Annotated in this window: 19 protein-coding genes; 10 read left to right on the top strand and 9 right to left on the bottom strand. The window is 55.9% G+C overall.

Annotated features, from left to right (window positions below; translation table 11 throughout):
• Window positions 1-82: 82 nt before the first annotated feature.
• The 4 genes from ACFQDM_RS08790 to ACFQDM_RS08775 all read left to right on the top strand — a co-directional run bounded on the left by ACFQDM_RS08790 (window position 83) and on the right by ACFQDM_RS08775 (window position 2,955).
• Entirely contained in the window at window positions 83-820 is a 738-nt protein-coding gene (locus tag ACFQDM_RS08790) for an HAD family acid phosphatase (protein WP_377378183.1), read from the top strand.
• Between the two features lie 30 nt (window positions 821-850).
• Complete coding sequence (locus ACFQDM_RS08785) at window positions 851-1,378, top strand: hypothetical protein (protein WP_377378181.1); 528 nt, start codon at window positions 851-853, stop codon at window positions 1,376-1,378.
• Between the two features lie 96 nt (window positions 1,379-1,474).
• Entirely contained in the window at window positions 1,475-2,224 is a 750-nt protein-coding gene (locus ACFQDM_RS08780; RefSeq protein WP_377378178.1) for a maleate cis-trans isomerase family protein, read from the top strand.
• A 53-nt stretch (window positions 2,225-2,277) separates the two neighbouring features.
• Window positions 2,278-2,955 (top strand): O-methyltransferase, encoded by a 678-nt coding sequence (locus tag ACFQDM_RS08775; protein WP_377378175.1) that lies wholly within the window; start codon window positions 2,278-2,280, stop codon window positions 2,953-2,955.
• Here the strand turns inward: ACFQDM_RS08775 and ACFQDM_RS08770 are convergent.
• Window positions 2,922-3,956: an LLM class flavin-dependent oxidoreductase gene (locus tag ACFQDM_RS08770; RefSeq protein ID WP_377378172.1), complete on the bottom strand. Its 1,035-nt coding sequence runs from the start codon at window positions 3,954-3,956 to the stop codon at window positions 2,922-2,924. The genes ACFQDM_RS08775 and ACFQDM_RS08770 overlap by 34 nt on opposite strands.
• A 275-nt stretch (window positions 3,957-4,231) precedes the next feature.
• Here ACFQDM_RS08770 and ACFQDM_RS08765 point away from each other — a divergent pair, with 275 nt between their 5' ends.
• Window positions 4,232-5,788 (top strand): class I adenylate-forming enzyme family protein, encoded by a 1,557-nt coding sequence (locus ACFQDM_RS08765; protein WP_377378170.1) that lies wholly within the window; start codon window positions 4,232-4,234, stop codon window positions 5,786-5,788.
• Window positions 5,789-5,839: 51 nt separating this feature from the next.
• On the opposite strand, the gene cysK is transcribed toward ACFQDM_RS08765, so the two are convergent.
• The gene (cysK, locus tag ACFQDM_RS08760) at window positions 5,840-6,763 is read right to left on the bottom strand and encodes a cysteine synthase A (protein ID WP_377378167.1); all 924 of its coding nucleotides are present in this window, start codon (window positions 6,761-6,763) and stop codon (window positions 5,840-5,842) included.
• A 515-nt stretch (window positions 6,764-7,278) separates the two neighbouring features.
• On the opposite strand from cysK, the gene ACFQDM_RS08755 reads away from it, so the two are divergent.
• On the top strand, window positions 7,279-8,784 hold the full coding sequence (locus tag ACFQDM_RS08755; protein ID WP_377378165.1) for a flavin-containing monooxygenase: 1,506 nt from the start codon (window positions 7,279-7,281) through the stop codon (window positions 8,782-8,784).
• Window positions 8,785-8,839: 55 nt separating this feature from the next.
• Here ACFQDM_RS08755 and ACFQDM_RS08750 read toward each other — a convergent pair whose 3' ends face one another.
• From ACFQDM_RS08750 to ACFQDM_RS08740, 3 genes are all read right to left on the bottom strand, one after another.
• Entirely contained in the window at window positions 8,840-10,357 is a 1,518-nt protein-coding gene (locus tag ACFQDM_RS08750; protein ID WP_377378162.1) for an acetyl-CoA acetyltransferase, read from the bottom strand.
• An 87-nt stretch (window positions 10,358-10,444) separates the two neighbouring features.
• On the bottom strand, window positions 10,445-10,999 hold the full coding sequence (locus tag ACFQDM_RS08745) for a GNAT family N-acetyltransferase (RefSeq protein WP_377378159.1): 555 nt from the start codon (window positions 10,997-10,999) through the stop codon (window positions 10,445-10,447).
• Between the two features lie 2 nt (window positions 11,000-11,001).
• The gene (locus tag ACFQDM_RS08740; RefSeq protein WP_377378157.1) at window positions 11,002-11,643 is read right to left on the bottom strand and encodes a TetR/AcrR family transcriptional regulator; all 642 of its coding nucleotides are present in this window, start codon (window positions 11,641-11,643) and stop codon (window positions 11,002-11,004) included.
• A 78-nt stretch (window positions 11,644-11,721) separates the two neighbouring features.
• On the opposite strand from ACFQDM_RS08740, the gene ACFQDM_RS08735 reads away from it, so the two are divergent.
• The 3 genes from ACFQDM_RS08735 (at window position 11,722) to ACFQDM_RS08725 (ending at window position 14,648) form a co-directional block, all read left to right on the top strand.
• Complete coding sequence (locus ACFQDM_RS08735) at window positions 11,722-12,822, top strand: acyl-CoA dehydrogenase family protein (RefSeq protein WP_377378155.1); 1,101 nt, start codon at window positions 11,722-11,724, stop codon at window positions 12,820-12,822.
• Entirely contained in the window at window positions 12,819-14,021 is a 1,203-nt protein-coding gene (locus tag ACFQDM_RS08730) for an acyl-CoA dehydrogenase family protein (protein WP_377378152.1), read from the top strand. The genes ACFQDM_RS08735 and ACFQDM_RS08730 overlap by 4 nt, the downstream gene beginning before the upstream one ends.
• Window positions 14,022-14,165: 144 nt before the next feature.
• Entirely contained in the window at window positions 14,166-14,648 is a 483-nt protein-coding gene (locus tag ACFQDM_RS08725; protein WP_377378149.1) for a low molecular weight protein-tyrosine-phosphatase, read from the top strand.
• Here ACFQDM_RS08725 and ACFQDM_RS08720 read toward each other — a convergent pair.
• Entirely contained in the window at window positions 14,621-14,947 is a 327-nt protein-coding gene (locus tag ACFQDM_RS08720; protein WP_377378147.1) for a DUF6614 family protein, read from the bottom strand. The genes ACFQDM_RS08725 and ACFQDM_RS08720 overlap by 28 nt on opposite strands.
• Before the next feature lie 79 nt (window positions 14,948-15,026).
• On the opposite strand from ACFQDM_RS08720, the gene ACFQDM_RS08715 reads away from it, so the two are divergent.
• Entirely contained in the window at window positions 15,027-15,770 is a 744-nt protein-coding gene (locus tag ACFQDM_RS08715) for a glycosyltransferase family 2 protein (RefSeq protein WP_377378144.1), read from the top strand.
• A 1-nt stretch (window position 15,771) separates the two neighbouring features.
• Here the strand turns inward: ACFQDM_RS08715 and rimM are convergent, their stop codons facing one another.
• From rimM to ACFQDM_RS08700, 3 genes are all read right to left on the bottom strand, one after another.
• Complete coding sequence (gene rimM / locus ACFQDM_RS08710) at window positions 15,772-16,332, bottom strand: ribosome maturation factor RimM (RefSeq protein ID WP_377378141.1); 561 nt, start codon at window positions 16,330-16,332, stop codon at window positions 15,772-15,774.
• Window positions 16,329-17,963, bottom strand: a complete 1,635-nt coding sequence (locus ACFQDM_RS08705; protein ID WP_377378139.1) for a beta/gamma crystallin-related protein — start codon at window positions 17,961-17,963, stop codon at window positions 16,329-16,331. The genes rimM and ACFQDM_RS08705 overlap by 4 nt, the downstream gene beginning before the upstream one ends.
• A gap of 113 nt (window positions 17,964-18,076) precedes the next feature.
• Window positions 18,077-19,303: a beta/gamma crystallin-related protein gene (locus ACFQDM_RS08700; protein ID WP_377378136.1), complete on the bottom strand. Its 1,227-nt coding sequence runs from the start codon at window positions 19,301-19,303 to the stop codon at window positions 18,077-18,079.
• Window positions 19,304-19,337 lie beyond the last annotated feature (34 nt).

Below are 19,337 nucleotides of genomic sequence, written 5' to 3'. Positions count from 1 at the left end.
ACCTGCGCACCGAAACACGCAAGAAAAGTCGCCCGCCCTGTCTGGAAAGACAGGCCTGTCAGCATCGTCTTTGAGGCCACCCATGCGCAATCTGCTTCTCGTTTCTGTCGCCCTTCTTGGTGCATGCTCAACTGTCGACACAGCGCCTCCGGCTGCGCCGACAACAAGCGCTGTAACGACATCGGTGGACCTCAAACCCGGTACGGCCTGGGTCGCGGCAGGCGAAGGCTGGGCGGATGAAGCGATCGCCGTCTATGACGAAGCCAAGGCATATGTGCTTGAGAATGCAGTCACGCGTAAAGACAACACCTGGGCGGTGGTGCTCGATCTCGATGAAACCGTCATGAACAATGTCGAATATCAGATCCGCCGAGAATCCATCGGCGAAAGCTATACAAGTGAGAGCTGGTATGACTGGACGCAGGAAAAGTCAGCGACCCTCGTGCCGGGCGCGGAAGACTTTCTCGAAGCAGTCAACGCAGCTGGAGGCCATGTTGCCTTTGTCACCAACCGGTCTGATACCGAACAACTCGCCACTGAAGAAAATCTCGCCGATCTCGGGCTGAAACGCGGTGAAGACTTCCGTATACTGCTGACACGCGCGCGCCCGGATGGTGCGAGCGAGAAAGACGCACGCTATGATCTTGTCGGACCGCTGCTTGCTGCGCAGGGCTATCCTGGTGTCGAAATCGTCGCTTATCTCGGTGATAATAACGGTGATAAGCCGGTCAATCCCGGAAACTGGGTATTCTTTTGCATCGATCAGGGTGGCATGTATGGAGATCCGTGCGCCGCAACTCCAGGACCAGATGGAGAGTGAGCTGCACGAAAAGCGTAGAGTGAGGCCCGCATGGACATTGTCACCCTTTCCGTATTTGCCATTGGCGCGCTCATAGCGGTTGTCGGCGTCTTTGGCCTTCGCTATGTCGCGGCCAAACACCAGAACAAAGTCTCCGATGCAGCAAGAGAACGGCTTGAAAATCTCACGCTGGCCGAATTCGAATATGTGCATGGCTATGGTCACTCTGCCATCGGGTTTTCGTCAGATGGACATGTCTGGGGCCTGAACGGCGACGTGCCGCTGAAGATTGAAGCCAGCGACGTCGGCTCCTGGTACACCGGCGAAGTGGTCAACAATTTTCTCGATGGCGGCGCTGCAGCGACGGCAAACCTTGCACTGGAAGAAACCGGATCCGACACACGCTTTGCGAACCGGGAAACACGCGTGCGGTATGTTCTGATCAATGACCCGTCAGGCAAAGAGTTTCTTCGCGTTGGGATTGTCGATGAAGCAACCGAAGAGGACATATCCAAACGCCTCGAACGTGCCTTCCCGACGCGCGCCCGCGACAGCCATCAGGCCGCGCAAGCCAGCTAACCCTATTCGCCTGTCGATCTCTCAACGGAAATAACCTGACAAAAACTCTGGTTTCTTGTCTCGTTCAGCTTCACTCAGATTGAGACGGAGTAAGACATGCAGGACGTACTGGGTTGGCGTAAACTTTTCGGCATTCTCGGCCCTTCTACCAACACGGTGGTTCAGCCGGAATTTGAGGACATGCGTCCAGCTGGCGTAACAAACCATTATAGCCGCGTCTTCACGCCAAACGCTCAGGCCATCGACAATGAGTCCTTCATGAAAGCGACCCATGTCATCAGCGAAGGCGTCATTGATGCGATCGATTCCGTCATGACATGCGATCCGCATTATCTGGTCATGGGCATGTCCGCTGTAACGTTCTATGGTGGCCTGAAGGGCGCTGCAGAATTTGAAAAGCAGGTCACGGACCGTTCCGGTGGTGTTGGCGTCAGCGTTGGCTCCACATCAACGGCCGAAGCCCTGCGTGCTTATGGTAATATCAAATCGATTGCCTTCCTCTCTCCATACTTCCCGGCAGCGAACGAACAGGTTCGCCAGTACTTCACCGAAGCCGGCTTTGAGGTGAAAGGCGATATCCCGCTTCAGCGTCCGAGCTGGACAGCCATCGCGCAGACCCCGATCGAGAGCATGTTCGAAACCCTGAAGCAGCTCGACAATTCAGATGTTGATGCGCTTGTTCAGGTTGGCACAAACCTTCCAATGGCAGCGCTCGCTGCGATGGCAGAGCCGATCTTTGGTAAGCCAGTCATCGCCATCAACACAGCGACATACTGGCATGCGCTGCGCTCCAACGGCATCACAGATAAAATCGACGGGTTCGGTAGCCTGCTGCAAGACCACTAACCCCTCTTGCAGTTCGCATCCCAAATCGGCATTCAGGAGGAAAAGCCAACTGAATGCCGATCATGGATATAAACGCGACCGCAATCACTGCAGATGCCTGGATCGAGAATCTCCTCGTTCCAGAAGACGCAGCTCTGAAACAGACCATCCAGTCTGCGATCGACGCAGACATTCCACCGATTTCCGTATCTGCCGCACAAGGTGCCATGCTGCACCTGTTTGCCAAATCCTTTGGCGCAAGACGCATTCTCGAACTTGGTACGCTGGTTGGCTATTCCACCATCTGGCTCGCACGCGCCCTGCCCGCGGATGGAAAACTCATTTCGCTGGAACTCTTTGAGCGCAATGCACGGCTGGCACGCCAGAATCTCGAGAGCGCCGGCGTCGCCGACAAGGTCGACATCCGCGTGGGTCTGGCAGAAAAATCCCTGAATATTCTGGTCAATGATGGCGTTGAGCCATTCGACTTTGTTTTTCTGGATGCCGATAAGGTCAGCTATCCGCTCTATCTGGAACGGATCCTCATGCTGACCAAACCAGGCTCGCTGATCATTTCTGACAATGTCATTCGAAATGGCGGCGTTGTTGACCCTGAGAATGAAGATCCCGCCATACGCGGGATCCGTGAATTCATGGATATGCTGTCCGCAAACCCAAATCTCCAGTCGACCGTCGTCCAAACCGTCGGTTCAAAAGGCTATGACGGGTTCGCCATTTCCCGCGTATCCTGAACATGCGGCTGGCCATCGGACACGCCAAGAACGTCGGCAATAATCTCGAACGATCTCAATCGCTTCTGTGGATCGTAGAGATCGGACACGATCATCAGTTCATCCGCTGACGTGCGCTCGATAAACGCGTCGATACCCCGGCGAACGGTGTCCGGCCCGCCAATGACAGTACAGGCCAGCATGCCTTGCGCCTGCGCTTTTTCCTGAGCCGTCCAATAAGTATCAATATCCTCGATCGGTGGCTGCATCAGAGCGCGCTGACCGCGCACAAGATTGGCAAAAGACATTTTCTGAGAGCTTGCAAGGTATTCAGCTTCCTCGTCCGTTTCCGCGGCGATGACATTGAGTCCCGTCAAGGCATATGGTTCTGCCTGCGCATCGGACGGCTTGAAGCGCTCACGGTAGACTTTCAGCGCCGTATCGAGCGCCTGTGGCGCAAAATGCGATGCAAAGCCATACGGCAAACCAAGTTGCGCTGCGAGCTGCGCTCCGAACAGGCTCGACCCCAGAATCCACAGCGGAACATGCGTGCCTGATCCCGGCACAGCTTCAATACGCTGTCCTGGCTGGCGCTCTCCCAGGAACATTTGCAGCTCGACAACATCCTGAGGGAAACGCTCTGAATCCATTGGGTCCCGGCGAAGCGCTCTCAATGTCATCTGATCTGTCCCAGGTGCACGGCCAAGCCCGAGATCAAGGCGGCCCGGATAAAGCTCAGCAAGAGTCCCGTACTGTTCTGCAACGACATACGGAGCATGATTGGGCAGCATCACACCACCCGCACCCACATGAATTCTGGACGTCGCACTCGCGATATGTCCAACGACGACAGGTGTCGCGGCGGTCGTGACCGCTTGCATATTGTGGTGCTCTGCAACCCAGATCCGCGTAAAGCCCAGCTTTTCTGCGTGAACACCAAGCGCCTGCGCTTCATTCAGCGCATCTCGGCGTGATCCACCTTCACGGACGCGTCCCAATTCCAGAATGGATAGCTTGGTCATTTTAGGCTCCTGACGGTTCTGCTTCCTGAAAAGAATGGGGAGGCTTCGGAACATCTTCAACGAACTCCTGCTGCAAGCAGGCTTTAGCTTAGTGAAACACGCGCCGTTTGGCTTCCCCTTTGAAAGCAACCCTCTGTGCGCATGCCACGCCAATTTTCAGCCCGGCTCTCCGAGCAGCTGAATTACATTCCCTTTCACGCAGAAGTAAATTGGCGCGGTTACGTTCGTCTCCTATACCTTGCGATAGTCAAATATGACCATTGGGAGGAAAAGACATGAGCCAGCGACTGATCGACTATGTTGCGCAAGGCTTTGGCACGCTTTGCGGCTTTCTGGACATTCATGCGGACGAACAGCCGGAGAAGACCGCGCTGGCCCACAATGACCGCAGCCTCACATATGCCGAGCTCAATGACCGTGTGAATCGCTTCGCCGCAGCCCTGCAAGGCGACGGTTTGAAGCCTCGCGACACGGTATCGATCTGCGGCCTGAATGGCATTGATTACGTTATCGGCTTCCTTGGGACATTGCGCGCAGGCATGACTGTTGCGCCACTCGCTCCCTCTTCGACGCCGGAAGCTCTGATTGGCATGCTCAAGGACAGCGCCGCCAAAGTGCTTCTGGTTGATCAGAAAAGCCTCGATGGCATGGCACCCCTCTTGTCAGAGGTCGATGTCCGAATTCTCAAAATGGAGGAAGCCGGCTCAGACAGCGTCACAAGCTTCCTCGCTCCGGAGGGCACGCGGCCAACGCCAGTTGAAATCGACCCGGACCAGCCTTTCAATATCATTTATTCATCCGGAACCACCGGAACGCCGAAGGGGATCGTTCAGTCGCACAAAATGCGCTGGTCGCATACGCGACCAACAGATCCGCCAGGCTTCGGGCCAGACGCGGTCAGCCTCCTGTCGACACCGCTCTATTCCAACACAACGCTGGTTGCTTTCATTCCGACCCTCTCAGGTGGCGGCACCGTAGTGCTGATGGAAAAATTCAATACGGAAAAATACCTGCAGCTTGCCGAAAAATGGCGCGTAACCCACACCATGCTCGTGCCGGTTCAATATCAGCGTCTTATGGATTTCGACGGCTTTGACGATTTCGATCTTTCAAGCTTCGAAATGAAGTTCTGCACCAGCGCTCCGTTCAATGCAGCTCTGAAACGCGATATCCTGAAGCGCTGGCCCGGCGGTCTGGTGGAATATTACGGAATGACAGAAGGCGGCGGCTCGTGTGGCCTGGAAGCGCATCTGTATCCAGACAAACTCCATACGGTCGGCAAGCCTTTACCGGGACATGACATCCGCATCATTGATGAAGATGGAAAAGAGCTGCCCGCCGGAGAGACCGGGGAGATCGTCGGTGCGTCGCCTGCCATCATGAACGGCTACCACAACAAGCCCGACAAGACGAAGGAGACCGAATGGTACTCCCCGGAAGGTCAGCGTTTCATCCGCACGGGCGACGTCGGTCGCTATGATGAAGATGGCTTCATCACGCTGATGGACCGCAAGAAAGACATGATCATTTCAGGTGGATTCAACATCTATCCGAGCGATATCGAACATTTGCTGAGAGCGCATGAGGCAGTTGCCGATGTCGCTGTTGTCGGCGTGTCTTCCAGACAATGGGGCGAAACACCTGTGGCCTTCGTCGTTCGGAAACCGGGCGCCAAAGCCACCGCAGACACAATAAAAAGCTGGGCAAATGACCAACTTGGCAAAACACAGCGCCTGGCTGACCTCGTCCTGTCCGACGAGCTACCGCGTAGCGCGATTGGCAAGGTGCTCAAGCGAGACTTGCGCGATCAGTATGGCGAGGCGCAAGCCTAGAAAAAAAGCCGGGCACTAGCCCGGCTTTTCCAAACACTTTCAAGACCAGGATTAGTCTTCCGTCGGAAGAAAATCCGGCACGGAGAGGTAACGCTCACCGGTATCATAGCAGAAACCGAGAATGCGGGCGTCAGGCTTCAGATCAGGAATTTTCTGCGCGATCGCTGCCAGCGTGGCACCAGATGATATGCCCATCAGGATACCTTCTTTTGCGGCGGCATCACGTGCATAGGCTTTCGCATCGGCCGGATCGACCTGAATGGCGCCATCAAGCAGCGAGGTATCGAGGTTCTTTGGGATAAACCCGGCGCCAATGCCCTGAATAGGGTGCGGACCTGGGTCACCACCAGAAATGACAGGCGAACCTGTTGGCTCCACCGCGTAGACTTTCATGTCCGGCCAGGCTTCCTTCAGCACTTTTGCGCAGCCGGTGATGTGGCCACCTGTGCCGACGCCCGTGATCAGAACGTCGACGGGCTTCACTTTGAAATCAACCAGAATTTCCTGCGCCGTCTTGCGCGCATGAACGTCGACATTGGCCGGGTTTTCGAACTGTTGAGGCATCCACGCACCTGGCGTTTCCTCAATCAGCTCCGTCGCTTTTGCGACCGCGCCCTTCATGCCCTTTTCCTTTGGCGTTAGGACGAACTCAGCGCCATAGGACAACATGAGACGACGGCGCTCAACCGACATGCTCTCTGGCATCACGAGGATCAGGCGATAGCCCTTCACGGCCGCCACCATCGCCAGACCGATACCGGTATTGCCGCTGGTTGGCTCAATGATAGTGCCGCCGGGCTTCAGCTTTCCGCTGTTCTCGGCGTCTTCGATCATCGCCAGCGCGATACGGTCCTTGATGGAGCCGCCCGGATTAGAGCGCTCTGACTTGATCCAGACCTCGCTGTCACCAAACAGGCGGTTCATGCGAATGTGCGGCGTATCACCGATGGTTTCGAGGATTGAATTGACTTTCATAGAGGCCTCTCCGCAGGTCGTTTCCTGAATTTCTTTTGCTTCTGTCTAAGCATATCATGCCGATCAAGCCATGTTCAGGAAAGTGTGAGTTTAGAATAAGAAAACCCGTGCAGAGCGGCAGAGTTTCAAAACGTGTCTGAATTTCGGAAATGACGCTGCGAAACCAGTAGGCCTGCACGCCGACAAAGGATAGAAGCCCCCGTCAGCCGATGCAGCGCGGCAGATTTTGCTCGATAAAGGCCTATTGATCTCGAACCGACATCCAAAACACTGCCCCTACGTCACCCTTGCGGCAAATTTGCGCAGTCTTTTTCCGTTTAAAAACAGGATCAAATACGTTTTTTCCATACTTTTCATATGGTTATTGTCCGCCAGGCTAACTCGGGCGTTTTAAACACCACTCAAACCCGAATTTTTCGGCGCATGTAACTCTGGACGTTCGCACGAAGGAGTGATCCATTTGAGTGAACGCAGCAGCAAAGGGCTGCAAAGCGAGACAAGTGGACGGAAGAACCATGACAGGGACGGAAACACTGGAACGGCCGGAAACGGCCGACAAGGTTGAACATTTCGATGTAATTATTGTGGGCGCCGGCATTTCCGGGATTGGCTCGGCTTATCACCTGCAGGAGCAGTGCCCGGACAAAAGCTTTCTGGTGCTGGAAAAATTCGATTCCTTCGGCGGCACCTGGCATATGCACAAATATCCGGGCGTGCGATCGGATTCCGATCTTTTCACCTTTGGCTACCGCTTCAAGCCATGGATGAGCGCGCCCATCGCTACGGCTGACGAGATCTTGAAGTATATGGGCGAAGTGATCGACGACAATGATCTCGCGCCGCACATCCGCTACAGCCATAAGATCGAGCATGCGGCCTGGTCGTCCAAAGACAAGAAATGGACGGTCGATGTCGTGCGTCTCGACACAGGCGAGAAGCGCCGCTTCACCACGAATTTTCTCTGGATGTGCCAAGGCTATTACAATCAGGAACAGGGATATACGCCTGAATGGGATGGCATGGACAAATACAAGGGCCAGATCGTTCATCCACAGACCTGGCCGGAGGATCTGGACTACAAAGGTAAGAAAGTTGTCCTGATCGGGTCCGGCGCCACAGCCGCGACAGTCGTTCCCGCCATGGCCGATGACACAGAGCACCTGACCATGGTGCAACGAAGCCCAACCTACTTCTTCCCGGGGCAGAATGCTAACGAGCTTGCCGACCTGCTTCGCGCCGTCGAGGTTGATCCGATGATCATTCACGACATTGTTCGACGCGTCGCGCTGTTCCAGCAGCAGGAGATCAACCGTCGTTCTGTGGAAGAGCCGGAGATTGTAAAGCAGGAGCTCCTAGAAGGCGTACGCGCCTTTGTCGGTCCGGACTTCGATATGGACAAGCACCTGACACCGAAATACCGCCCGTGGCAGCAGCGCCTGGCTTTTGTGCCTGATGGTGATCTGTTCAAATGTATCACCGACGGGAAAGTCAGCATCGAAACCGACACCATTGAATGCTTCACCGAGACGGGTCTCAAACTGAGCTCGGGAAAGGAAATTGAAGCAGATATTATTATCACGGCGACCGGATTTAACCTGTCCGTGCTCGGCAACATCCCGTTTGAGGTTGATGGCAAGCCCGTGAACTGGCCGGAGACCGTTACCTATCGCGGCATGATGTTTACCGGCGTTCCAAATCTGCTCTGGGTCTTTGGCTATTTCCGCGCCAGCTGGACGCTTCGGGTCGATCTGCTGGGCGATTATGTCTGCCGCCTGCTCAAGCATATGGATGAGATGGGCGTCAAACAGGTCACCCCGACCATTCCTGACAGCCTGAGTGATATGAAAGTCGGCAACTGGATCCAGGAAGAGGACTTCAATCCAAACTATCTGGTTCGAAGCATGCATGTCATGCCAAAAGCCGGCAATCATCCGGACTGGCAGCATACACAGGACTATTGGCGGGAAAAGGACGAAATTCCTGCCCTCGACCTCGACACCGAGGCGCTGGTCTACTCCTGATACAGAAAAGGCGGCCGTCCGGGCCGCCTTTTTTACATTCGGTTTCGGAGCGGACTTAAGTTCGCTGCCAGAATTTCACATCATCTTCTCCCGGCACCGCGACACCCTTCGTCCCGATCGGGTCCATTTTGCCATCCGTCAGAAAAGCGATACCAGCTTCATCGCTTGCCGGGATTTTTGCCAGAAAACGTTTCGTTCCATCTTCTGTGCGCCCGACCACGACACCAAAACGCGGAGATCCGTCGCGCTTATAGTGGACCGTATAGGTCTCAATCTCACCTGGGCCTTCATAAGCTTCAATCAGCTCCGGAACCATGCCACGCTCGGCATTGGCCTCTTCCTGATAGTCAAAGTCCTGAGGGAAATGCGTCGCAAGCTCCGGGTCGCGGCCAATCACAATCGTATGGTTGTTCGTCGCGAACCCGCCATTCGCGAAGAGCATACCGTATTTGCCCTCTTCGCGCAGCTTTTCGACCATGCAGACAATCGCGTGGCTCATGTAATTGGCGATCGGACCACCGCCGAAGGTCAGTCCGCCGAACACTGTCGCGGACTTCTCGACCGGCCAGTCGATCACGCGGCGCGCCATTTTCGGCACACATGGGAAACACGAGTACAGCTCGACAAAATCCAGTTGGTCCGTCTTCAGGCCGTTCAGCTCCATCGTCCGGTTGAGTGTTTTCGCCATGCTGACCGAGTGTGTATAGTCATCGCGTTTCAGGAAGTCGCCCGGCTCATTGGCCGAAGCCCCCTGCCCGACATAGATCAGCTTCTCTTCCGAAATACCCCGGCGCTTTGCTTCACCGAGACTCGTCACGATGAAACCAGCGCCCTGATTGACCGATGAGTTCGCGACCATGAACTTCGTGTATGGGAAGGAAATCGGCCGGTTATCCGCCGTTGGCGTGATCACCTCTTCGACACTCTTCGGCGCGTGAATCCAGGCCCCCTCTTCCGCGTCTGCGACTTGCGAGAAGCGGGACCAGATCTCACCGCTTTCGCGCTGACCTTCTTCCAGCGTCTGCCCATAGGCGTGGCGACCGGCATTTTCATAGAGCGGATAAACATCGACAGGCGCGGTCAGACCAAATTTATCGCGATAGGCAATCGGACGCTGCTTGGACGCATCCCGGATGGCGCTGACTTCTTTTTGCTCGCCCTTTGCGGCCATTGCGGCTTTCGCGCGGGCCGCTGCGGTTCGAAGGGCTTCAGCACCCGTGACCGCAACGATCTGGCCTTCACCCGACCCAATAATGTTCGCCGCTTCATTCAGCAGGCGAACCGGGCTGTCACCCATAGGATACTTTGTCTTGCGGCATTCCTTCGGCTTTGCGCCAATTGCCTCGGCAACCGGCCCGGACAAATCTCCCATCTTGGCAAAAGAAATCTGGTCAACGATCAGAACGCCATCTGCGAGTTTCAGCCACTCGCCGCCACCGGCATCCTGCTCGGCAATCCTGAGCGCCTCGACCATCAGGCCCAGCGAATCCAGGCCGTCTACCGGATTTTCCGGACGATCATTGATCTGTCCGACGCCAATGATAACCGGAATCCGGTCCTCTGAAACGCTCATATAAACCTCCCTGATGAGTTTGCCCGCATCTAGCGGTCGTTTTTGCTTGATTAAAACCGGCTTACAATCCGTGCCGTAGCGTCACCCTCACAATGGCTTTCGCATATGGATGATTGTTTTCGTTTGCCCGTTTGAACCTGTCGTCTTTTCCGTGAAGTAGGCCACATAACCGCGCGCTTCATAGAGCGGCAGACCCGGAACCGTGGAACCGAGCTCAATGGTCCTGAAACCGGCCTCACGGGCCGCCCCCTCGCCAAGGTCGAGCAATAAGGACCCAAGTCCGAGACGCGTCCAGTCGGGATGCGTATACATGGCGCGGATGCGGGCTGCGTCGGTCGACGGATCTGACAAGCTGTCATCACGACCGGAGGACTGATCTCCGCCATATAGCGTCTTGCGCTTTCCCCAGCCACCGCAGGCAACCATGACGGCCTGGCCCTCAACCTCGGTTTCAATGATGAAATACGTGCCATCCCGGATCAACGAGCGATCCACACCCATCGCCTCTCTGGCTGCCTGGATTTCATCTTCCGATAGAAACGCCCGCATATTATGCGTAATGGATGCATCCATCAGGTCGATGATCGCCGGGATATCGGCCTCTCCAGCAATGCGATGTGTGAAAACGGGTTTGTGAGTCATGGTCATTTCGGTTCAACCTCGTTCAGCCCCTTCATAACCAGGGCGATCAGCCTTTCCAGATATTCGGGGGCGTCTGCAATCATCTGATCCTTCTTTTCAGGCGGCGTTGTCGAGATGTGGTTGGCAATCGCCCCGACAATGACGTCCATGACCAGACTGGCATCACTGCCGACCGGCAGATCGCGACGCTCAATCGCGCGATAGACAATGGCTTTGGCCTCGCGGATCAGCTCGCGTCGATAGGTTGTGATCGCTTCGGCAACTTCAGGAAATTTGCGCGCATCTGCCTGCAGGAAAAAATTCGTATGCCCGAACTCACCGGACATTTTCTCAAACAACATGCCCGCAAGCGCCGTCAGATCGCCGCGAAGGCTGCCTGTGTCGGTTGACGACAGAGTCAGCCAGTTTTCCTGCAGGGCATCTGCGAACAAAGCCCCGCGTGACGGCCATCGGCGATAGAGCGCCGCCTTCCCCACGCCCGCATCACGGGCCACCGCCTCAAACGTCAGAGATTGCCAGCCACCCTGCGCATATAGGGTCATAACCGTCTGAAACACCCGCGCTTCCAGATGAGGATCACGCGGGCGACCGGGGGCGGTGCGTTGACCTGTTTTCGTGCTCAGCTCGTTCTGACTGTCTTGCATTTTCCTGCATCAAATATATTACGGACGAATAGCGTCCGATAAGGCGCATATATGGGAGGTAACCCCCGGGAGGGCAGAATGGCAACAATTTCAGCCGAAGATCGCGCCGCAATGCGCGAAAGCTTTCATCGATTGCTCAATCAGCAAAGCGATGAACAGGCCGTACGCAAGACAATGGACAGTGAAACGGGATTCGACCCGGCTCTGTGGAAACAGATGGCAGAGCTGGGCATGCTCGGCATCCTCATTTCTCCGGAATATGATGGCATTGGCGGCGGTGCGCGCGAGATCAACGATATTATGGAAGAAGTCGGAGCCCATCTTGTGTGCGGCCCTTTCCTCACCAGCAGCGTGATCTCTGCTGCGCTTATCGGGTTTTCCGATGATGATGACGCAAAATCCCGCCTGCTCCCGAAACTGGCAAGCGGAGAGCTGATCGCAACGGCGGCTCTGACGAGTGAAACCGGTCTCTGGATTCCGGATGACGTCTCTGTCAAAGCCAACGGAAATAAGCTCACCGGAGAAGCTGGCTATGTGCTGCATGCCGAACTTGCAGACGTGATGCTTGTGGCTGCGAAAACGGGTGACGGACTTCAGATATTTGAAGTCGATCCAAAGGCTGCGGGCGTGACCCTGACGAATATGCAGGCTTACGACCTCACCTTGCGGTTCGCCACGCTGAAGCTGGACAATGTGGACGCACAGCCTTTGAACGGCGCTGACGCAACCTGTTTCGAGAAAGCCATTGAACTTGCTCGCATCGCCCTGGCTGGCGAGCAGGCAGGCGGTGCCAAGCACGTCTTCGACATGACACTTGATTACATCAAGAACCGCTATCAGTTCGGACGCGCCATTGGCGGCTTCCAGGCTGTCAAACACATGGCTGCCGATCTCTATATCGAAGTCGAGTCCTCACTGACGGCCTCACGACAGGCCGCAGCGGCCCTCGCCGACAACACCGAAGACAAGGACATTCTGGTCAATCTGGCGAGCTTTGTCTGCGCAGAAACATTCACTCGCATGACCCATGACGCCATTCAGCTACATGGCGGCATTGCATTCACATGGGAACATCCTGCGCATCTGTATTTCAGGCGTGCACGCGCCGACGCCATGTTGCTCGGCTCAATTGACTATCTGCGAGATGAATATCTCAAAGCCCAGGAGGCAGTACGATGAGCGACCGCAATCTTTCATCAGACGATCAGGCGCTGATTGCCGAGGCGAGAGCCTTTATCGAGGCAAACTGGGACGCGGACAACAAATGCTGCAAGGATGATCCTGCATCGGGACTGCGCGGCTTCATGCAACGTGCCTTTGATGCACGCTGGTGCGTGCTGACATGGCCGGAAGAATGGTGGGGACGTGGACTGTCCGTGCGTCAGTCGCGCATGATCGAGCGTGTCTTCCGCGAATACAATGCGGTTGGTCCGGGCCAGGATCGCAACAACATCGCGGTCTCAACCGTCTTTGCGAAGGGACAGGAAGCCTTCAAGCGACGTGTCCTGCCGGATCTGATCACGGGGCCGTATGTCTGTCTCCTCTATTCGGAACCCGGCGCTGGGTCTGACCTCGCAGCCATCCGCACACGGGCGGATCGCGATGGTGACGACTATATCATCAATGGTCAGAAAGTCTGGACGTCCGGCGCGGTCGGCGCCGAATACGCCATGCTGATCGCCCGAACTGACTGGGACAAACCAAAACATAAAGGCATCAGCTTTTTCCTGTTCCCGATGAAACAGGCCGGTGTCGATGTTCGCCCCCTCCACCAGATCACAGATGACCGCCACTTCAACGAAGTGTTCATCGACAATGCCCGCGTGCCCGCGGAAAACATGCTCGGCGAGCTGAATGATGGCTTCAAGGTTCTGACACAGGCGCTGGCCGTTGAACGCCTGATCATGGGTGATGGCGCAACCGAGCGCCGCATGACGGGATTCTCCAAGCATATCGTCGATCTGATTGATCTGGCGCGACGCAATGGGAAAATCGATGATCCGGTCATCCGGGAACGCATTGCCTGGCAACTCGCCTGGCGTCAGCTCAACAAGATGAACCTGACCCGCGCGAAGGAAGAGATCGCCGAACATGGCTCCTCTTCGCTGATGTCCATCTCCAAGCTCGCCATGTCACGCATGCAACATGGCGATGCAAAAGTGATGGCCGACATTCTGGGGCCGAAAAGTCTGCTCATGGGAGAGGCACACCCTGATGAGGATTATGCCAATTACCGTGCAGCACACTCCTTCATGAACTCAATTGGTGGCGGAACCGACCAGATCCAGCGCAATATTATTGCTGAGCGAATTCTCGGATTGCCGAAAGAGATCGAAGTAGATCGGGAAATGCCATTCAGAGACGTAAAATCCGGTTGAGGAAACCAATCGGCTTACGCTACGTTGTGATGGGGCTGATCTCCGAACGTTCTTTTCGGAGTCTTCGACATCGCAGATCTGACGACCAGTCTTCACGACCGAGGGCTGGCGGCAGATCGTTCTGAAAGAGTAGTGTATCTGCCCATGGCTCGTTCCATTCTGTTTGTTTGTCTTGGAAATATCTGTCGCTCACCAACGGCAGAAAGTGTTTTTCGCCACAAGTCAGACCGACAGGGCCTGGATATGAAGCTGGACAGTGCAGGCACCAGCAACTGGCATCAGGGCGAAGCCGCCTATGGACCAATGCAGATCGCTGCCAAGAAACGCGGTTATGATCTGTCGAAGTCTCGCGCAAGGCAGATCACCGAGCGCGATTTTTCGGATTTCGATCTGATCATCGCCATGGACAAATCCAATCGGAAGAAGCTGGAAAAACTGCGTCCGGTTGGAGTGAACACGCCCATTGAGCTGATGCTCGATTATCTGCCCGATCAGCCGGTGCGCGGCGTACCGGACCCTTATTTCACGCGCGAATTCAACCGCGTGATCGACCTGATCGAGCTGGCCAGTGATGCTTTGCTGTTCTCGCTACTGCGCAATCAGAACGTATCCGGCCAGTCCCTGTAGAGCGCAAATTTCAGATTTGTCGCAAAGGCATTCGCGGCAAAATGCTTTTTGTGGCTATCGCCCGACTTGGGCGCGAGGCGCCGGAATGCCTGATCGAGCTGCGCCAGATCGCGCGTTTCAATCATGATGTGCCACTCACCCATGCCATCCGGAGACAGGCCGAGCTTGCAGCGCGTCAGCCGCCAGCGCTCAACACATTGCTCATCACGCAAATGATCCAGAAATTCGGTGAGCTTTTCAGCGAACAACCGGTCCGTCAGCCCCGGTTTCAAATCACACCACACATGATAGATATCCATGTGTTTTCCCTCGCCTTTTAAGCCATTCTGATCTAGCTATGCGGAACACCGTTCAGCTATTCACTCGCAAGAGCGTTATTTGAAGCCAGATTTTTCCATATTGATACCCTTCTATAATGAAGAAGGAAATGTGCTTCCTCTGATCGAAGAGGTTTGTGCACAACTGGATGGACTGCGCTTTGAAATCGTTTGCGTGAATGACTGCTCTGACGACGCAACAGGCGACGAACTTGTCCAGGCGGCGCAGCGCTGGCCAGACCGCGTGGTGACACTGACACATGCACAGCGCAGTGGAAAATCTGCCGCCCTTTTTACAGGCCTGAAGAAGGTTCAGGGCGACTGGGTGCAATTGCTCGACGGCGATGGACAGAATGATCCGGCTGACAGTCGCCGACTTTATGACAAGCACATTGCAAGCGGTAACGTCGGAAAACTGGGCCTGATCGCGGGGCGACGGACCAGTCGCAATGATTCCGGCTTCAAATGGCTTCAGTCCCGCATTGCCAATGGTGTGCGCAGGCTCTGCCTTGGTGATGGCGTGACAGATACAGGCTGCGGCTTCAAGTTGATCCGGACGGCAGCTTTCCGCGAACTTCCCTATTTCGACAGTATGCACCGATTTCTGCCGGCGCTGGTAAAGCGTGCCGGCTGGGACATTCTGGAAGAACCGGTCGCAGACCGCGCGCGCTGGCATGGCGCGTCAAAATACGGCTTTCTCGACCGTCTCTTCGCAGGCCTGTTTGACCTGTTTGGCATGATCTGGCTGGTTCGCCGGGGACATCAGGGCGTTGCGCTGGAAAGCAATGACCCCCGCCTGAAATAGATCAGGCGTCTTTGTCGGCCTCGGGCTCATCGGCAATCTGCATATCCTCGGGCAGATAACTCTCCTCCGGATCAGCAAGCAATTCGCCCGCTTCCAGCCTGAGCGTTGGAATAACAGCCTTTGTGAACGGCAGATAGTATGCGGTCCGCCCATCGGGTGCGACAATCTCCAGAAGGTCATCCGCGCCGAAATTCTGAACAGCTTTCACATGGCCAAGCGCGCGCCCATCCACATGGGTGACGGTGAGATTCAGAAGATCATCATAGTAGAATTCGTCTTCTTCAGCCGGCGGCAGATGCTCACGAGGCACATAAAGGCGCGTGCCTTTCATGGCCTCCCAGTCTTCCCGGCTTTTTGATGTCTCTGTCTTCACAACGAAGGCATTCTTCACCGGCTTGGCCTCTATCGGATCGATGAGCACCTCGCCGGTTTCAGAACAGAGCGGACCATAGGCAAAACAGTCTTCCGGATACTGAGTGAAGCTGCGCACCCGCACATCACCCCGCACACCATGAGCACCCGCTATGGCACCCACACAGACCCAATTGCCTTGCTTCGTCATCTCTTCTCTTCGCGCTCAATGCCGTATCTGCGGCCCCGATCCGGTTTATCGGAGTTCTGTCGATTTGGCCGCGGTTTGGCAATGGGCGTTTGCGGTTTCGGTTCAACTTTCGGTGCGGGTGGCGGCGCTGCATTTCGTGTCTGCCCCCATCTGTCCCGACCGCCACGCTCGGCGGGCCGTTGAGGCTGAGCCGCACGCGGCGCCTCTGGCGGTGTCTGCGAACGGGCCTTCAAGGCCTTCTGCCCGAGGTCTCGCTTGACGGGAGGAAAGCGATCAACCTTCGGCTCTGGCACAGCCCGCGCAGGACGATCAGACAGATCCCGGCCGCCCCAGCGCGGCTCTGGACGTTCGCCTGATCGCGTCGAAGACCCACGATCCGGCCGGTCTGATGATGCTTGGCCAGACCGGTCACGATCGCCGCGTTGCTCCCAGGGGCGACGCCCATCCGTCACGGGAATGCGTGCGCCCGGAACCGGTTCACGGCTGATTTCCGAGCGATCACGATCCGGCCCGCCAGCCAGTTCCGGCGCATTCGGGTCAGTTCGGCGCCCAAGTATCGTTCCGGGAGAGCGCTGTGGTCGACCATCTTGTGCAGAAGATCCACGCTCATAGCGCCCACGCTCACCGTCCCGGTCGCGCGGCGGCGTTCGGCCACGATCCTGATCACGATCGCGATCGCGCCCGCCCCAATTGCCACGTCCTCCACCATCACCGGGCCTTGCCGGGCCAGAACGGTGCGGACTGACACGGCGAATAGAGGAGATATTATCGTTCAGGCGGATGTCCTTCAGAGAGGTGGAGCTTGCATCCACAATCTGACACCGTCCGCGAAACTCTGCATCCGAACAGATTTCCCAGGTTCCGGACTTGATCTCGATCGAGCTCACTTCATCGTTGAACCGCAAGTCGGACAGATCGAAGACATCACGCTTCACGCCATAGGCCGAGCCACGAAAATTCGGGTCGCGATACAGCACGACGTCAGCATTCCGGGACCCGCGATAGCCTGACCAGTCATTGTCCTGCTCGCGGCGATATCCCCGGCTGGTTCGATAGCCATACGGATAATTATAGCTTGAGAACGGGTCATAATAGCCATAGCGGCCATATCGGCCGTAATCCCCGTACCGACCGGTCTGATAGCCATTTCCATAGCCATACCCCCAGCTGTCATAAGGGGTCAGCGCATCAAGCTGGCCATATCGGTTCAGCTCATAGAAAACCAGCTCACCCTGCCAGTCCTGTCCATAGACCGTGCCATGCGGATAGGGGTTGTCGGGAGAAAGCGGACGGATCGAGGTGACTTCATCGCCCAGTCCGAACGCTTCCAATTCCGGAATGCTCTCGCGAACGACCAGACAAGGCCCTTCATAGGAAATATCCTGACAAAGCAACCAGCCAGCATAGCCGCGCACCTCAACTGAGGAAGAGCGATCATTAAAACCGGCATGGACGAGTGTATTCACTGGCCCCTGCACAATTCGCGCATCACCGGAGAAATACTGCCCATCATAGAGAACGATCTCATCGCCTATGGGCTGTCCATATTGCTGAGCTGACGCGACCCCACCAAGTCCAACCAGCGCAGCAAGGCTGACACAGGCTTTGAAAGCAGATTTCATTCTGATCATATATTTGGTCTCCGCATACGTCCCACACACACAGAGACCATAGCGGCTGGTAACTGAACATCTGGCAACAATGGCGAAACGCAAAGCGTATCCGCCACTCATCGCCCTGACGTTTAGTCGCCGAGTTTCCGAATGGATGAAATATTGTCGTTCATCCGCAACGCACTCAGCGATGACATATTCCCATCGACCGCAACGCAGCGTCCGCGATATTCAGGGTCAACACAAACCTCCCAGCGTCCACGCTGGACCTTGATCGAGGATATGTTGTCATTCATACCAAGCGGCTTGAGGTTGGAAACCGAGCCGTTTACCGGCGCAGCCTTTCCTTCAAAATTGCCATGCTCATAGATGACGACCTCAGCTCTGGAATAATCCGGTCTCGCTGGCGGAGGCGAAGCAGGCGGATCGCGATGGTCATCACGGTCGCCCCAGCCACCCGGACGACCATTCCCTGGCCGATCTCTGACTGGCCAGTCACCGCGATTGCTGACCCGGCGAATGGAGGAAATATTATCGTTGAACTGGATCGGCCCAAGCGTGTCGACGGTAGTGTCTATGACCTCGCAGCGTCCGTGGAACTCCGCGTCCGTACAAATTTCCCACCGGCCGCGACGGACCTCGATGGAACTGACTTCATCATTGAACTGAATGTCATCGAAATCGAAAATGTCCCGGTTAGCGCCAAAGGCAGAGCCGCGCCGGAACGGATCGCGATAGAGGATAATGTCGGCATTCCGCGCGCCGCGATATCCAGACCAGTCATGATCATAACCGGAATCGCGCGTGTCATACGGATCATAATAGCCATATCGGCCATACTGGCCAGACCGATATCCGTCTCGCTCATAGCCATAACCGTTTGAGCCATATTCATAGCCCCAGGCTTCTTCATCGGTCATTTCGGTCAGACCACCAAAGCCGCTTGGCTTGTAGAAGACGAGATCACCGCTCCAGTCCTGACCGAAAATCGTGCCATGCGGATACGGGTTATTACGCGACAACGGACGAACCGATGAAAGTTCATCATCCATGCCGAAATCGTCGAGATCACGAATACTCTGACGCGCGACAAGGCATGGGCCTTCGAACCTGGAATCCTTGCACAACAGCCAGCCATTCGGTCCGCGAATGTCGACCGAACCGGCCTTGTCGTTAAACGCCTCGTACGTGAGGCGCTCTATCGGCCCATCAATCCGCTTGGACGTACTGGAATAGTTGGCGCCATTATAGAGAATGATCTCATCGCGGCCGCCATAGCCATATTGCGCCTGGGCGGCAGATGTGACCGCGCCCATCAGGCATAAGCTTGCGACCAGACCGAATTTTATCTTGTTCATATGATCCCCCAACACCCTCACCGGGTCATAGCAC

It is taken from the genome of Ponticaulis profundi (assembly GCF_042659465.1).
GTDB lineage: Bacteria > Pseudomonadota > Alphaproteobacteria > Caulobacterales > Hyphomonadaceae > Ponticaulis > Ponticaulis profundi.
This window is presented reverse-complemented; position numbering and strand designations above follow the sequence as displayed.

Excerpts from the sequence above, each read along its gene's own strand:
- ACFQDM_RS08790 (WP_377378183.1), top strand. The coding sequence starts at position 83 with ATGCGCAATCTGCTTCTCGTTTCTGTCGCCCTTCTTGGTGCATGCTCA.
- ACFQDM_RS08785 (WP_377378181.1), top strand. The coding sequence starts at position 851 with ATGGACATTGTCACCCTTTCCGTATTTGCCATTGGCGCGCTCATAGCG.
- ACFQDM_RS08780 (WP_377378178.1), top strand. The coding sequence starts at position 1,475 with ATGCAGGACGTACTGGGTTGGCGTAAACTTTTCGGCATTCTCGGCCCT.
- ACFQDM_RS08775 (WP_377378175.1), top strand. The coding sequence starts at position 2,278 with ATGCCGATCATGGATATAAACGCGACCGCAATCACTGCAGATGCCTGG.
- ACFQDM_RS08770 (WP_377378172.1), bottom strand. The coding sequence starts at position 3,956 with ATGACCAAGCTATCCATTCTGGAATTGGGACGCGTCCGTGAAGGTGGA.
- ACFQDM_RS08765 (WP_377378170.1), top strand. The coding sequence starts at position 4,232 with ATGAGCCAGCGACTGATCGACTATGTTGCGCAAGGCTTTGGCACGCTT.
- cysK (WP_377378167.1), bottom strand. The coding sequence starts at position 6,763 with ATGAAAGTCAATTCAATCCTCGAAACCATCGGTGATACGCCGCACATT.
- ACFQDM_RS08755 (WP_377378165.1), top strand. The coding sequence starts at position 7,279 with ATGACAGGGACGGAAACACTGGAACGGCCGGAAACGGCCGACAAGGTT.
- ACFQDM_RS08750 (WP_377378162.1), bottom strand. The coding sequence starts at position 10,357 with ATGAGCGTTTCAGAGGACCGGATTCCGGTTATCATTGGCGTCGGACAG.
- ACFQDM_RS08745 (WP_377378159.1), bottom strand. The coding sequence starts at position 10,999 with ATGACTCACAAACCCGTTTTCACACATCGCATTGCTGGAGAGGCCGAT.
- ACFQDM_RS08740 (WP_377378157.1), bottom strand. The coding sequence starts at position 11,643 with ATGCAAGACAGTCAGAACGAGCTGAGCACGAAAACAGGTCAACGCACC.
- ACFQDM_RS08735 (WP_377378155.1), top strand. The coding sequence starts at position 11,722 with ATGGCAACAATTTCAGCCGAAGATCGCGCCGCAATGCGCGAAAGCTTT.
- ACFQDM_RS08730 (WP_377378152.1), top strand. The coding sequence starts at position 12,819 with ATGAGCGACCGCAATCTTTCATCAGACGATCAGGCGCTGATTGCCGAG.
- ACFQDM_RS08725 (WP_377378149.1), top strand. The coding sequence starts at position 14,166 with ATGGCTCGTTCCATTCTGTTTGTTTGTCTTGGAAATATCTGTCGCTCA.
- ACFQDM_RS08720 (WP_377378147.1), bottom strand. The coding sequence starts at position 14,947 with ATGGATATCTATCATGTGTGGTGTGATTTGAAACCGGGGCTGACGGAC.
- rimM (WP_377378141.1), bottom strand. The coding sequence starts at position 16,332 with ATGACGAAGCAAGGCAATTGGGTCTGTGTGGGTGCCATAGCGGGTGCT.
- ACFQDM_RS08705 (WP_377378139.1), bottom strand. The coding sequence starts at position 17,963 with ATGATCAGAATGAAATCTGCTTTCAAAGCCTGTGTCAGCCTTGCTGCG.
- ACFQDM_RS08700 (WP_377378136.1), bottom strand. The coding sequence starts at position 19,303 with ATGAACAAGATAAAATTCGGTCTGGTCGCAAGCTTATGCCTGATGGGC.